The 14,742-nt window shown below is 68.6% G+C and carries 7 protein-coding genes; 6 read left to right on the top strand and 1 reads right to left on the bottom strand.

The window, feature by feature from the left end; translation table 11 throughout:
* Positions 1-44: 44 nt before the first annotated feature.
* Entirely contained in the window at positions 45-1,508 is a 1,464-nt protein-coding gene (locus POL67_RS26770) for a hypothetical protein (protein WP_271922028.1), read from the bottom strand.
* Positions 1,509-1,596: 88 nt separating this feature from the next.
* On the opposite strand from POL67_RS26770, the gene POL67_RS26765 reads away from it, so the two are divergent.
* The 6 genes from POL67_RS26765 to POL67_RS26740 all read left to right on the top strand — a co-directional run bounded on the left by POL67_RS26765 (position 1,597) and on the right by POL67_RS26740 (position 14,592).
* Positions 1,597-3,675 (top strand): hypothetical protein, encoded by a 2,079-nt coding sequence (locus POL67_RS26765; RefSeq protein WP_271922026.1) that lies wholly within the window; start codon positions 1,597-1,599, stop codon positions 3,673-3,675.
* The gene (locus POL67_RS26760) at positions 3,672-5,720 is read left to right on the top strand and encodes a hypothetical protein (protein ID WP_271922024.1); all 2,049 of its coding nucleotides are present in this window, start codon (positions 3,672-3,674) and stop codon (positions 5,718-5,720) included. Before POL67_RS26765 ends, POL67_RS26760 begins: the two co-directional genes overlap by 4 nt.
* Positions 5,696-8,662 (top strand): CHAT domain-containing protein, encoded by a 2,967-nt coding sequence (locus POL67_RS26755; RefSeq protein ID WP_271922022.1) that lies wholly within the window; start codon positions 5,696-5,698, stop codon positions 8,660-8,662. Before POL67_RS26760 ends, POL67_RS26755 begins: the two co-directional genes overlap by 25 nt.
* A gap of 19 nt (positions 8,663-8,681) precedes the next feature.
* The gene (locus tag POL67_RS26750; RefSeq protein WP_271922020.1) at positions 8,682-11,300 is read left to right on the top strand and encodes a caspase family protein; all 2,619 of its coding nucleotides are present in this window, start codon (positions 8,682-8,684) and stop codon (positions 11,298-11,300) included.
* Positions 11,301-11,410: 110 nt separating this feature from the next.
* Positions 11,411-13,054: a flavin monoamine oxidase family protein gene (locus tag POL67_RS26745; RefSeq protein ID WP_271922018.1), complete on the top strand. Its 1,644-nt coding sequence runs from the start codon at positions 11,411-11,413 to the stop codon at positions 13,052-13,054.
* A 590-nt stretch (positions 13,055-13,644) separates the two neighbouring features.
* On the top strand, positions 13,645-14,592 hold the full coding sequence (locus POL67_RS26740) for a hypothetical protein (RefSeq protein WP_271922016.1): 948 nt from the start codon (positions 13,645-13,647) through the stop codon (positions 14,590-14,592).
* Positions 14,593-14,742 lie beyond the last annotated feature (150 nt).

The raw sequence follows: 14,742 nt of genomic DNA, 5'->3' as shown, positions 1-14,742 counted from the left end.
CACACGACGCCGCGCGACACCTGGCAACGATCCCCTGCGGATCGTTACGAGAAGAGCTCCGGCCGCAACCGCGCTGCCGGATCGCCGAGCAACACGTATCCCTGCGCGTCATTGCGCTCGATGAACGCGCTCGCGAGCTCCTCGTCGGAGATTCCCGTCGGAGCGCTCGTCGCGCCGCGGCGTCGCTCGTCCACGATGCCGAGCAGATGCGAAGAGAGCGTGGCGTACCGACGGCTGAAATCGGTCGTCGCGAGGCCCACGGGCAGCCCCGACAGGATGGCACGGAGGCTCGCGCGAAACGGCTGGATCTGGGCGCTCGTATCCGCCGGCTTGATGGAATACCGCCACGCGCGGTCGATGTGGCCGATCACGGCCAAGGCCCCTCCGCCAGGGTGCGAAAGCAATCGTCGCGGCAGAGGCGACACGAAGGGACGCTCGGCCAGAGACGACGCAGCGCCGGCTCCGGGGAAGAGAAAGCTGTCCTTCTGGGGGGTGCCAGCGGTGAAACAGCCGAAGAAAAACGCGACGAGCCCGTGCAGGCGGGCGTCCGCGCCGATATCGTCGGCGAGGAAGCAGTGCTCCAGCCGGATGGGCGAGCCGATCGGCCAGTCCTGGCAAAGAAGCGCGCCCTGCGCCCTTGCTTGCCGCGGGTGTCCTTTGGACCAGCAAACGCCGTGAGAGGCCGTGAACAACATCGCCGGCGGGCGCCGATCGGGCCCGCGATGCAACGTCTGGAGCAAGTTTGCCTTGGTCCCCCCGGCGTCTACGTGGGCCGTCACGCGAAACGAGGGGGAACGGCCCCGCCTCGTCCCCCGCCTCCCTTCATGGCTCGGTCCCGGCGATCCGCCTTCGGATGCAAGGGGCCCGAGCAGCATGTCGGCGCTGAGCTCCGTCGCCGGATCCTGCCGAGGACCCCATAACACCACCTCGCCCTCCTGGAGAGGCTCCCCTGCGCGCTCGTACGCGAGAAGCGAACGCGCGTAGCTCGCGTAGTCCGCGGGGGTCGGGAGGTCGAGCCGGCCGACGGCATGGTCGATGTCGAGGAGGTACTGGAACTCGAAGGGAATGGCGGACGGGTCCCCGACGAGGAGCAGGTAAAACGGGACCTTGGACTCGTCAAAATGGCCCGGCGCGAGGTCGTGTCGCGCGAGCCATCGGCGGAAGGAGTCCGTCGCGGGATCAAACGTGAACTCCTTGAACAGGTCGCCGGCTTGTTCGCGGCGAAGCGCGAGCAGAGGTTCGAGGGCCGACCGGACCTCGGGAGAGGTGTCTTTCGCGAAGATGACGCCCCAGCCCATCTCGGCGAGGTCCGCCAGAATGGGCGCGAAGCGGGGATCGGAGGGGCTGCGCGCCGAAGCGCCCGGCCCCGGGACGCCCGGGAGCATCAAACTCTGCCGGGCCACCCGGGCGATCTCGGCGATCGTCGGGGGCGGATCGAGCGCGTAGGCCCCGGTCTCCCCATCGATCCCATTGCAGAAGAGGTGCTCGTCACCGGGTTCGGTCGTCATGGGCATTGCTCTTGCACGTTCGCGCTGTCGAGCGCCTCGGGCCGGGGTTCTTCCTCTCGGGGTCCTCAACCAGCTTGAGGTGTGCCGCATGGACCATTACGCTGATCAGATGGGAAAAGCAACGCAGCGCGACGTGGACGACGACGCTGCTGGGGGTGCGTGGCCGATCTTTTTCGCGCCCAGCGTCGGCTTCATCCAGTGCTTGGACCCCTACACGATCCTCGGGATCGCCGAGGATACGCCCCAGCACGAACTCGAGGCGCAGTTCCCCCACGCAGACGCCCGTCGGGAGGCGGTCAGCATCGACCACGCGGCGATGTGGATCCTTTCGGATTCCGCGCGGCGCCTCGCCTGGCATCTCCTCCGGTGCCCCAAGAAGCCCCCCAGCGCATGGGCGTTCGTGTGGGCCCGCTTCAACGGCCGCGCGCGGCGAGCCACAGCGGCCTACCTGCTCGACGAGGCGGTATGGCGCGAACTCAACGGCTTCCACGAGGAGGAGCTCGACGCGCTCTGGTCCAAGGTGCACCGCGCATTCGACGTCCTCGAGGTGAGGGCCGACGTGGAGGCCGATCTCTGCGCCCTCGCGGCACGGCTCGGAATGGACAACCCCGCGGCGCTTGCCCAGCGCGTCGTTCGTGCGCTTTCGGACTTCCTCCCCAGCATGCATGCGCTGCTCGCCGCCCTGTCGAAAAACGAGGTCCGGCAAGCCCTTCATACGTGGCATATTGCGGCAAACAAGAGGGGGTTGCCGTTCGTCTCGGCGTCCCTCGGGCACATCGCGTATCTCCGGCGTGCTCCGCTCCGGGCCGCGCTCGGCCGCGCGCGCGCGGCGGCCAAGCGCAAGCAGATCGTGACGGCCCTCCAGGGGTATTTGCAGGTCGCGCGGGGCCTCCATCCCGCCGAACACGCAGCGCGGCGCCGCCTCGCGTTCGAGGTCGGCGAGCGAGGGATGAAGCTTCGGCCCTTGATCACGTCGCTTCCGCCATCTCGAGCGTTCGAAGCGCTCGAGCTCGTGCGTGCCCTCGGGGAAACCACGGCCTTCGACGCCAGGATGTTGTCCCTCGTGGGCACGATCCATGCGTACCTTGCTCATCACGCGTCGCGCCTCGAAGACCTCGACCGCGCGACCCTCCATTTTCTGAGCGCGGGTGTATGCGACCCCGACAACCCCTTTTTGGCGGAGCTCGATGATGATCAGGTCCTGCACTTGACCGCAGCAGGGCTCACGTGGTCGGTCTCCGGCCCCCACGGGCCTCACTTCCTGCAGATGCTCGACCAGGCGAGCGCGGTCCTCGCGCACGACGAAACGAATCACCCCGCCGCGATCGACCGGTACCACCGCGACTGGGCCGACTGCGTCGACCTCGTCATCCGCCTCGACCTGGATCTACCCATCCGACCGGCCCTCGCTGCGGCCTTGACGCTCGGGAAGGAGCTGCGAGAGGGGCGCGAGCGTGGTCAGGCATTCTCGATCACCCGCTGCTGCATCCAGGGCAACCATCCCGAGCTCGTCGACGTGCCCTGGTCGCACATCGAGGTGGCGATGGCCACGGACGCGCCGCTCACGGTCGCGTCGCTCGCCGCCGCGCTGCCGGCCCCCCCGCCGCCGCTCGAAAGCCTGGATCCTGGCGCGGCGATGGTTGCCCTCGCCGGCGAGCGGCTCCGCGATCGTGCGACGAACCATCCCCATCGTTTTCGCATGGCCACGTCCCTTCGGCTCCTCGGAGGCGCGACGAGCCGTCGCCGCCGGGTGTACAAGACCCTCTCCGCAGGGGTCGGCGAGTTATCGCTCGAATACAAGGCGTACCTCGTGATCTGCATGGTTTTGTGCCTGGCGTGCCTCGGGCGCGCCTCGTACATGGCCGTTCGAGGGGTTCTGCGGGATGCGGCGTACGAGGACCTCTGCATGGCCGCCACGGCGGAAGACACCGCGGCCATGGGAGACGCAGCGCGGACATTCCTCGATGACACGCCACAGGACGTCTTCGACTACCGGACCCTCGACGTCCTCGAACTGCACGCGCGCGTCCTGCTCCGCGAGATTTCGCGCGCCGCCCGCGAGCATCGGCAGGCCGACGTCGAGCGGCTCACGGCCGAAGCCAGGGCGCTCGAAGCGCGGGCCAGCGTCGAGGCGAGCGCGTGGAGCTCTTTCGGAGGTGGACAATGAGCGAAACCAAGGACAAGTGCGAGGGGCTCCTTCTTCGCGTCGTTCTGTTCGGGGCTATCATCAGCGCCTGTTTCTCCTCGTGCTGGGGCGCGTCCTTCGCTCGCCCCGAGCCGCCCGAGGTCCGAGCCATTCCTGCGACAGAGATCGACACGCTCGTCGTGGATATCGACGACGCCGTTCATCACCTGCGCGGGCAGCCGACCGAGATTGCCAAGGACACGCTGCGGGATTGGGCCGTGTACGGCACGTTGATCCAGATGCGGCTCGACCCGAGCGCAGTCGCCCGGGCCAGCCGCGGGATCTTGCCGGCGCGGCCCCGCGCCGCCGCCGAATCCAAGGACCTCGCGCATGGATCGGGGCGCGTCGCTGTCGTGAGCGACGTGGAGGCGCTCGTCTTCGTCGACGAGAGTGATCCCGATGCGGCCCGCACGGAGCAGCGCTTGAGGGGCGAGATCCCGCACGGGCCGGGGGGCAAGCCGGTGACGGTGCACGCCTTCCGGATCTCCGCGGACGTGGCTGCCGCCGAGATTCGCGTCGAAAGGATCTCCTCGGAGCTCATGAAGCCCGACGCAGGCCCGGACGCGCATCACGCGTCCGTCCTGGAAGACGGTGTGCGCGACTTGCTTCGCGGGATCGCCGAGGAGCCGACCGTGGCCCTCGCCAAATTTGGCCGCGGTCGCTCCGGGGGGCGTTCCTCGGGGCATTCCACGGGGCATTCCACACAAGGCTCGAGTCACTCGACCTATGATGGATCGACGCACACCTCGACGTCGAACGTGAGCTCGGCGCCGAAGGTCCCCTGGAGGAACTGGACGGCCCCCACGCGCCCGCGCCACCCGCAGCCGGTGTCCGTGGACGTCGATACGAAGCTCGAGGATGAAACCTCGGAATCGAGCAAGACAAAGGTATCCATCGAGGCCCTCCCCGGAGAGCGGCTTCGGGTGACCCAGGACCGCCGGCGCGCGGGCGCCGCCGTGGCCGAGGAGAACGTCGCGATCCTCTCGGGCGGCCGCGCGAAGGGAGATCGCGTCAAGCTGCGGCTCACGCGCGCCGCGGGCGACACGAACCACACGAAGCCGGCCGAAGCGACGACCGTGGCCGTGCACGTCCTGACCCCTGAAGACGGGACCGCGTCCGTGAAGCCGCCGTCGGTCGATCCCGAGCTGCAAAAGGCGCTCGACAGCATCCAGAAGGACGACGGACGAGGGGCGCTGAAATCGATGCTCCAGGCCGTCGGAAAGGATCCCGTCCAGACGGCCGCCGTCGCGGAAGCCTTCCATGCCCAGGTGGTCGCGCGCGCCGATCAGCACCTGGCGCACGGTGCAGGTCCCGAGGCGGGATCCCTCTACGATCTCGCGGCCGAGATCGAGGACGGTGATTCGACGGAGTTCGAGCTCGGCCGCGCCTTGGCCGACATCCAGTCCGGTCGAGCCCAGCGCGGCCTTTCCCGCCTGGGGGACCTCGAGCGCCTGTCCCCAGAGGACCTTGCGAGGATCGAGGGCACGCCGATGCTCGGCGACCTCTCCGGGTACCTCGCGGCACGACAGGATCCCGCGCGCGAGATCCTCGGGGTCCCGGCTCGGGAGCTGACGCTCGTCGTCGACGGCACGGAGGTACGGAGCGCCCTCAAGATCACTCGTTTCCCCGCGGGCCAGCAAATCCAGATGGAGGACCGCGCCCGGATCGCGGCCTCCCCCGGGGACACGGTGTTTTACATCGACGATCGTATCTCTCTGAACCGGCACGACCTCGAGACGAGCGGGCACGGCAGCCTTGCCGAGATCGCGGTCTCGCCGGACGTGCAATGGGAGGACGTCGTCATGGCCGGGGAGCTCCACCTGCCCGGAATGCTGATCGATACGAGTGACGGAAAGCGCTACCGCCAGGTGACGCTGGGCGCGACGTCCACGGGAGATGGCCCGAGGTCGAGGCGACACGTCAGGATCCATTCCACGCACCCTCCTCACAAGGACTGCGACGCGGATGGGAATGGTCTCGTTTCCGAGGCGGAGCGCACGTCATGCCCCCCGTCGAGGGTCCTGTGACGGAGTACACGGGGCGGGCGCTGCCCGATCAGGCGCTCGGGGAGCTCTTCCGACACGCGGACGAACGCGAGCGCGCGCAGGATTTCGAGGCTGCGCTCGAGGCCTATGCCGCGATGTTGCAAAGCTTGCTCGATGGGGGGCGGATTGTCCCGGAGCACCTCTGCGATCGCATCGCGCGGTGCTGCTCGCGGCTCGGGCAGCCCAGGACCGCGGTGCGCCTGCTCGTGACCACGCGCAAGCGAATGCAGGCGCTGGGGCACGCGTATGGCGTCTTCCACGCGAACCTGAGGCTCGCGGAGACGTGCATCGAGGCTGTCGAACTCGCGAGCGCCGAGAAGTTCTTGGCCGATGCCGTCCTCGGACGACCCGAGCCGCTCGAGTCCCAAGGCCGGACCCCGGCCGCCTTGATCGAGCAGATCCACGCGCTGACATGGCCAGGTACGAGCGCGGAGGAGACCACGAAGGCGCACGTCGAGGCCTGGCTCGTGGTTGCAAGGTACTGGGCGGCCATCGGTCACTTCGCGCCGGCCATCGAGGCGACGAAGCGCGCCCGGGGGGCGGTTCGGCAAGCTCGTTTGCCGGGCAAGTTTTTCTCGGCGCCGGACATCGACGTATCGCTCGTCGAGCTTTGTCTGGACCGTGGGGATGTCGCGGCGGCCGAGGAAATCGAAGAAGAGGCACGGGCACACCCTTTCAAGGGCACAGGTCCCCACCCCGACGAGACGCCGTGGCTCGCGCTCGCAGCGCGGCGAGCGGGCCTCCAGGGGCGGCTCAGCGACGCGCGCCGGAGCCTCGACCGGCTCGTGGACCAACGCCGAGGTCCGCCGACCCGGCGCGACGCATGGATCACGCTCTTCCACGCAGGCCTCCTCGCCCAGCTCAACCGCCTCGCCGAAGCCGAGCGTGTCCTCGACGATTTCGAGGCACGCCTCGACGGCGGTCCCGTGCACGCCGCCCTCCGGCGCGAGGTCGCATCCCGCCGCCAGGCCATCCAGGACAAGCGCTCGGACGCATCCCAGGAGGAGGGGTTACCGTTCGTGCCGGAGCAGGTGCTCGAGGGCGAGGAGGAGGCGCCGCACGCCGAGCCGGGCCAAACGCGCCCCGCGGCCACGTCGCTCGGGGGGACGACCGCTCGGCAGAAAGAGCGCTTCACGGACGAATGGGCGCTCGGGGCCAATCGTGTCCTCGTCGCGCTCGCGGCCGGACGCCTCGAAGAGGCCTTCGATCGCCTGTCCGCGCTCGAAGACCTCGCGGCGGGCACGGACGCGCCACGCATCCGCACACGCACGCGTTATTATCGGGCGCTCTTCGACCACGCGCGTGGTGCATACGCCACCGCCCGCGACGCGCTCCTCCCATGCATCGACGAAGCCGCGGCGCAGGGCTTGCCGCTCGACAGGCTCCAGTATCTCGAGCGCCTCATGTGGACGTTCGCCCGCCTCGGCGCGGCCGGGGAATACGCGGGCCGTGCCGCGGAGGCGAAGGCGCTCCTCGATACCCTCACGTCGACGCTCGACCATGACGACCGTGTCTTCTGGATGCTCAACCGGATGTCGCGGCAGGACGAGTTCGTCGCCGCGCGCATCACCTCCTTGTCGTCCATCCAGCCTCCTTCGAGCCCGCTCCTCCCGATCGGCGCGATGCTGCATCGCTTTCGGCTCCGACGCGAGACGCTCGCGCGTTATCGTGAAGTGGCCTGCCTCAGCGGTTGGTCCATCGACCGCACGCTCTCGGCGTCGACGGAGGCACCTGCGCCCGTGCTTTCGGCCGTACCTCCGGAGCTCGCCACGGAGAGCCACCAGATCGAAGCCTGGGTCCGAGCACAGCTCGAACTCTCCCGCCGAACCACGGGGGCGAGGACGACCCGCACGGTGTTCCTCGATCGCTTCCTGCCTCTTCGACGGATCCCCCGGAAGGTCGCCATCGTGCATTATTATGCAGTGGCCGATCGGCTCTTCGTGTTCGTGCTCTCGCGGGGGCACATCTCGGTCACGATACTGCCCACGACGCGCGTGGAGCTCTACGAGGCCGTACGGGACGTGCTCTCCGAGATCGTCCAGCAATGGCAGGCACGGATCGGCGACCGACGTGTCCTCCAGGCGCTTCGCCGCCTCTCGAAAGGCATGGGCGTCGACCAGATCCTGGGTCCTCTCGCCGGATCCATCGAACACGTGATCCTGGTCCCTCACGACGTCCTCATCCATGCGCCGTTCGCCGCGCTCCTGTGCGGGGAACAGCGTCTTTGCGAGCTGTTCACGTTGAGCATCGCGCCCGGCGTCGGGTTCGTCGACCTCGCGAACGTACCGGGGCGGCGTCGGGCGCTCCCGGGGCGTTTCCTCGGCGTCGCCGTGCGCGAATACCCGGGCACGTCCTGGAAGCCCCTGCCCGGCGCGATCGCCGAGGTCGAGCGTGTGGCCGCGCTGGTCCCGGGCAGCGGCGCCGCGACCCTTCTCACGGGAGCTGCCGCGCAGCCGAAGGCGATCCTGGACGCCCTCGACGAGGCGGAGATCGTCCACTGGGCATGTCATGGAATGTTCGATAGAGACCAACCCCACCGTTCACGTCTCCTCGTGTCCGGCCCGGAGGGGACGACGGGAGAGGTCACGCTCGCCGATATCCAGGTCCGTGGGCTCCACAGGCTCGAACTCGTCATTCTCGCCTGCTGCTGGACCGCGAGCGCCGCCGTCCTGCCGGGCCACGAGGTGGTTTGTCTGCCGGCCGCGTTCCTGCGCGCTGGCGCGGGTGCAGCGATCGCGCCGCTCTGGGAGGTCGACGACGCCATGAGCGGCGAGTTCATGGTGGACCTCTATCGGGCGGCTGCGCGTTGGCCTTCGGCGCGCGCGCTCGCCGAGGTGCAAAGGAGCTGGCTCAAGGAAGATGCGCGGGGCCGCGGGATGGCCTTCCATTGGGCTGCGCATGTCCACTATGGCCAGGGAGCCTGATCCGCGTGTAGAGAGAAGAATGACCGCGAGCCGACGAGAGATGCTGGAGGACGAGGACGAGGTGCCGGAAGCGCCCGTTCGTTCGCCCGGATCGGGGCAGGACTATGCGCTCGTCATCGGGGTGAACCATTACCCAAAGCTTCGTGCTCTCCAGGGAGCCGTCGCCGACGCGAAGGCGTTCGCGGCGTGGTTGGTCGAGCCCGACGGCGGCCGCCTTTCGCCGGAGAACGTACGCACGGTCCTTTCGATGCCGGATCCGCTGTCGCCCATCGGACACGAGATCAACGACGCGCTCGAAGACCTCCTCGAATGCGCGGCCACGAGCGGCGGACGTCGCTTTTATTTCTACTTCGGCGGGCACGGATGCGTGGGCGACCGGGCCGCGGACATCACCCTTTGCATGGCCAACTGGTCGGAGCTCCGGCGCCGCGCGGCGCTCAGCTCGGAAGCGTGGCTCGACGTCGTGGTCCGCTCGGGGGCGTTCGACGAGGTCGCGTTTTTCCTGGATTGCTGCCGCATCTGGGCGATGCGGGCCGTGGGCCTGCCGCCGCACATCGATTTCGTACGGCCTGTCGAGCGCGCGCAGGCGACGCGTGTCTTCGTGGCGTACGCGACGGAGTTCCAGCGACCGGCGCTGGAGGTCTCGATGGACACGTCGGCCGAGGCGCGTGGCATTTTCACGCAGGTGCTCCTCGCCGGTCTCCGCGGGGAAGCCGCGCGCGCGGGGGGGGTGGTGACGGCTGTATCGCTGAAGGATCATCTCGAAGCGAGCGTCGCCGAGAGTGCAAAAAGCAAACGGCTCTCCCAGCGCGCGGAGGTCGTGAACGGCCTCGAAGTGGCGACGCGCTTCGGGTTCGCCCTGCGTCCGCCGAGGCTGAAGGTCGTCTTCATCGAGGCATGGACGTCAGACGTATACGAGGTCGTGCTGCTCGGGCCTGACGACGAGGTCGTGATGCGGGGAGATCCGCGGCATGGTCCCTGGGAGCTCGATGTTCCGGCAGGCGATTACGAGCTCCACGCGGGGAAGAACCGGTGGTGCTTCCATTATGCGCGGGAAGGTGGAATCACGCCGCAGGTCGTCCGGCTCGGCGGCATGGGCCGTAGAGTCACGCTGGGCTCGTTCTCCCCTCGTGACCCATCGAGGTCCATCGGGAGCTTGAGCTGGCCTCTCGAGGCATGGTTGCCCGCGCATCCGACGCATCGGATTCATCACGAGATCGCCGTGTGCACCGCATGGCTGGATCCCCTTCCCAAGATCACGGCGCGTGCAGCGGACATCGTCGACGCTCCGAGCATGCTGTTCGTCGTGTTGCTCGATGCGGAGATGCCGCCCTGGTCCGTGCGGCTCGGCGCCGGGTGGTCGATCCATGGGGAAAACGTGACCGTCGAGCTCGATCGTGAAAACACGTGGGACGACACGCGTGGCTGGTCCGTGTTCTCCGCGCGGCTCATGCCCGGTTCGTACTGCCTGCGCTGGGCGGGAAAGCGCGACATCGCGGTCCGCCTGTTCCCAGGGTTCACGACGCAGATCGTGATCGATCATGCCGCGTGGAAGCCACGGTTCGAATCCCCGCGGATGTTCCTGGTTCCCACCGATCGGGACGTGCATCGTCCTCCTCCCTTCGACGTCGCCAGCGCGGTGGAGAGCGGGCTCGGCCAGCTCGCTTCTGCGCCCGGCGAACTGCCGCCGCCTCTCGCCAAGGTCATGACGGGCGCGTCGTTCGACGATCCCATGCTCGGCCTCCTGGGAGCCCACCTCTTGGCCCGCGAAAAGACGCCCGATCCGACGCGTATCGAGGCCCTCGCGGATCACGTGGCGTCTTTGCTCGGGCCCTGCCCCGACGTCCATGCCTTGCGATTGCGTGTCGCCCTGCTCCGTGGGGCGGACCTGCCGCGAGGGACATGGTCCGAGCCGCCCCTCCTGCGCGAGGGGCTGATCACGTTCGTCGAGGCGAGCCATGAGGTTCCGGAGCTGATCGCGGCGGGCAGCCTTCTCGAACATGCGTGCGTGGAACGTCTCGTCGATTCCGCCTTGTCGAGCTGGCCGACGCGACGTGAGTCCGGCGCCAACGAGGACGATTGGCTCACCGCAGCCATTGCCGATGCGGAGAGAGAGCGCGCCCTTCCGGGGGCGGCTCTCGACGCGCAGACCCTCGCAAAAGAGCTGGGCGTGCCCACGCTGGCCGTACGAGCGAGGCTTGCTGCGCTCAGGAGCGGGGGCCTCACGCCCGCCGCGGATGCGCCGAACGACGAGCGAACCTCGCCCGACTACTTCACGGCGGCACGCCTCAAGGAGGCGGGCAAACGCTGCTGGGACGGCGACTTCAAGGGGGCGCTCGCGCTCGCCGAGGCCATCCTCGCCGCCGACCCCGAAAACCTCACCGCGCGCCATTACGCCGAGATCTCTTGCGAGAAGCTGCAACGAACAACCTTCCTGGTTCCCCGGCTCGTGGGTTCGTCGGATGCCGCCGCCCGTATGGGCACCGACGACCGTGCGGCTTGCGTCATCGACGCCATCGATGGCGAACTTCCCCTCGGGGACGTCGTCGACATCTCCGGATTGCCGCCCCTCGACGCACTACGAATCATCCAGGAGCTCGTCGTCGCTGGCGTGATCGAAATGACCCGCGTGGGATGAACCGGTTCTTGGCTCTCCCTTGCTGTTGTTCCTAGAGCCTCCATGCCGTCACGCGCAAGCCCGTGACATGACCCCGCCCGGACGCCAGCTATGCCGCTGGGAGGGCGCGTATGGCACGGACACCACTCTTGCGATCGCTGGAGAAGCTGGCCTCGGAGCACCACGCGGCGCGCGCGCGAGGGCTCACCCCCGCCGCGCTGCGCGAGGCGCGCATGGCCGCTCGCGAAAAGGAGGCCCGCCGTGGAGTATCCCTCGATCGCCGCCGCTTCCTCGGCGCTACAGCCGCGGGGGCGTTGACCCTCGCGCTGCCGCGCGCGCTCCGCGCCGCGGAACAGCCCACCATCGCCATCGTCGGCGCCGGCATCGCCGGCCTGACCTGCGCCCTCGCGCTGCGCGATCGCGGCCTCTCGGCCACGGTGTACGAGGCCTCCGGCCGCATCGGCGGGCGCATGTTCTCGAACACCACGTCCTGGGACGCAGGGCAAGTCAGCGAGTGGTGCGGGGAGCTCATCGATAGCAACCACCGCACCCTGTTCGCCCTCGCGCGCCGGTTCGGCCTGACCATGGACAGCCTGGAGGGCGAAAAGCCGTCCGGCCTGGAGAACACGTACTTCTTCGACGGCCGTTATTACCGGGTCGCCGACGCCGAGCGCGATTTCGCGCGCATGTACCCCGCGCTCCTTTCGGATCTGCTCGCCGCGGGCGCGACCACCACGTACGACCACGCGACCCCCGCGGGGCGCGCGCTCGATCAAATGAGCGTATTCGACTGGATCGCCTCGCGGGTCCCCGGCGGGCACGCCTCGCCGCTGGGGAAGCTCCTCGACGTGGCCTACGTCATCGAGTGGGGCGCCGATTCACGAGATCAGTCGGCCCTGAACCTCGTCTACCTGCTCGGCCACCAGCCCGAGCCCGACCATTTCTCCATGTTCGGCGAGTCCGACGAGGCCCATCACATCAAAGGCGGCAACCAGCAGATCCCCCTCGCCATCGCCAAGGCGCTCGGTCCGGACGTGATCCAGCGTGGGCACCGGCTCCTCCGCCTGCGCGAGAGCCCGGCGGGGAGGCAGATCCTCACCTTTCAGCGAGGGCCCGGCACGATCGACGTCGTGGCCGACTGGGTCGTCCTCGCCCTCCCGTTCGCCGTCTTGCGCACCCTCGACCTGCGGGACGCCCATTTCGATGCGCGCAAACGCCTCGCCATCGAGGAGCTTGGCCGGGCGCACAACGGCAAGCTTCACCTCCAGTTTTCGCGCCGCTACTGGCGCGAGGAGGGCCCCTGGCCCGGCAGGAGTGATGGATCCACCTATGCCGATACCGGCTACCAGAACACCTGGGAGGTCAGCCGCGCCCAGCCCGGCGAGCCCGGGATCCTCGTCCTGTACACCGGCGGGGCCGTGACGGACGCGATGTCGACACGAAAGCCTTTCGCCACCGTCAAGGACGCGGGTGTCCTCGCGGACGCGCATGCGGGGCTCGGATGGCTGGAGAAGGTCTTGCCAGGAGGCAAGACGCACTGGAACGGGAGAGCGACGCAATCGATGCCACACCTGAACCCGCTCTACGAGGCGTCGTATTCGTATTATCGCGTGGGGCAGCGGATCCTGTTCGGCGGTCACGAGGCGGCGCGCCAGGGCGGTGTGCTCTTCTGCGGCGAGCACACATCGCTCGATTTCCAGGGGCACATGGAGGGCGCCGCCTCCCAGGGCGCACGGGCGGCGGAGGAGGTCGCGCAGCTCATGAAGGGAGGGTGATTCATTTGGAGGCGCCGCGCTGGGGCTTTGCCCCAGGCCCCACCGGGGCTATCCGCCCCTGGACCCGGACCAGCGAGGCGCTGGACCCAGGACGATGAACTTCGCTCCGCGCAGTTCATCGAACAGCCAGGGTCAAGACCGGCGACGATCCTGCCAACGACCACGGCAGCGCTGCAGGTTCAACGGGCCACGTGCCCGTCGCCAGCTCGAGACCCCCCTCCATGGTCTTGCCACCGGCCCGTTGGAAGAGCTGCGCATCGCGCAGTTCTTCCACCTTCGGTCCAGGCCGTGCCTGGTTCGGGCCTTTGGGCGAACAGCCCCCGCGGGGTCCGGGGCAGCGCCCCGGCGCGGTACCCGAAGCTCCCCGTCCGCACGTAGGAGACCGGTGAACGCCCGCATTCCCCCATCGACGTGCGCCGTCGCCCCTGTTGCCATCGATGGGGGCGACCTTGGCGACCCGGGCGACGGGTCGAGCGCGGAGGCGACTCCGCGTCCGTGATGCGCGCGGAGACCGAGCGCGGATCGTGAGAGGATGAGGCTCGTTTTGCCCTTTCCACGAGCGCCTTTCCCCATGTACGCTCCGGGGAGCCATGCAAACGCACCTGGAGAAGATCGAGGGACTCGAGAACTGGCAAGCGTGGGCCGGCGCGGGCGTGGGCCATTTCATCCGGGTCCGGCACGGGGAGCACCGCGAGGTGATGCTCTCGCGCTGGGACGTGCACACGATGCTCGAGAGCGCGACGGAAACTGCGTTTTCGACGCCGGGCACCGGCGGGCGGACGACGTACGTGCGTGGCTTCTCCGTGGCTCGTGGAATCACCGGCACGGGGCCCGTGGAGCTCGTCGTGCGGAAGCCGGCGGGGGCTGGGGAATGGATGCAGGAGCTGATCGCGCTCGGCGAGACCGGGACGGAGAAGCTCTTCCAGGTCGGGACGTGGGTCGTGCGCGTGGGGCCCCCAGATTATTATGCGCACATCGTGGCCTCGACGGACGAGGCGGCTGCTTCGTCGTACCGCGCGGGCGGAGACGATTACAAGGCCATGTACCTCGGCTCCTCGGGCTGCAAGGACAAGACCGCGGCGCTCCTCGGCTTCTTGCAGGGCGAGCCTCTGGTCGGAACGCCCCCCGAAATGGCGCGGCTTTGCGTGGCGATGTGCGTGTCGGAGGCGGCGCGCAACCATCGGACGTGGGGGATCAACCTGATGCTCCTCGACCTCTTGCGTCAGAACGCGGTGCCCGGCGGCTTCGGGGCCGTGATCCAGAATGAAATGCACCCGATGTCGAAGGGCGGGACGTACCAGCCGGGCAAGGTCGGGATGAAGGGCGGCCGCAAGTCCCGGGAGACGTGGGCGCACGAGACGGGGATCACGATGCTCTGGTTATCGACGTTCGCGGGCGTCCGCGCGGACATGGTGGACGGCAGCGAGCGCCGGTGGAGGGATCCCGTGAAGGGCGAGGCGTTCAGCGGGGTCGTGCGGGGGCGGCTCACGGACGCGCTGGTCGCGCGGTTCCGCAAGGTGGGCTGGGCCTGGGAGTGAATTCGCTGGGGCGTTGCCCCAGGCCCCAGCAGGGGCTATCCGCCCCTGCACCCGGACCAGCCAGGGGCTGGACCCAAGCTCGATGAACTGCGCTCCGCGCAGCTCATCGAACAGGCCCGGTCAAGACCAGCAGCGACGTGACCCACCAAG

It is taken from the genome of Polyangium mundeleinium, assembly GCF_028369105.1.
In the GTDB taxonomy this organism is placed as follows: Bacteria; Myxococcota_A; Polyangia; order Polyangiales; family Polyangiaceae; genus Polyangium; species Polyangium mundeleinium.
This window is presented reverse-complemented; position numbering and strand designations above follow the sequence as displayed.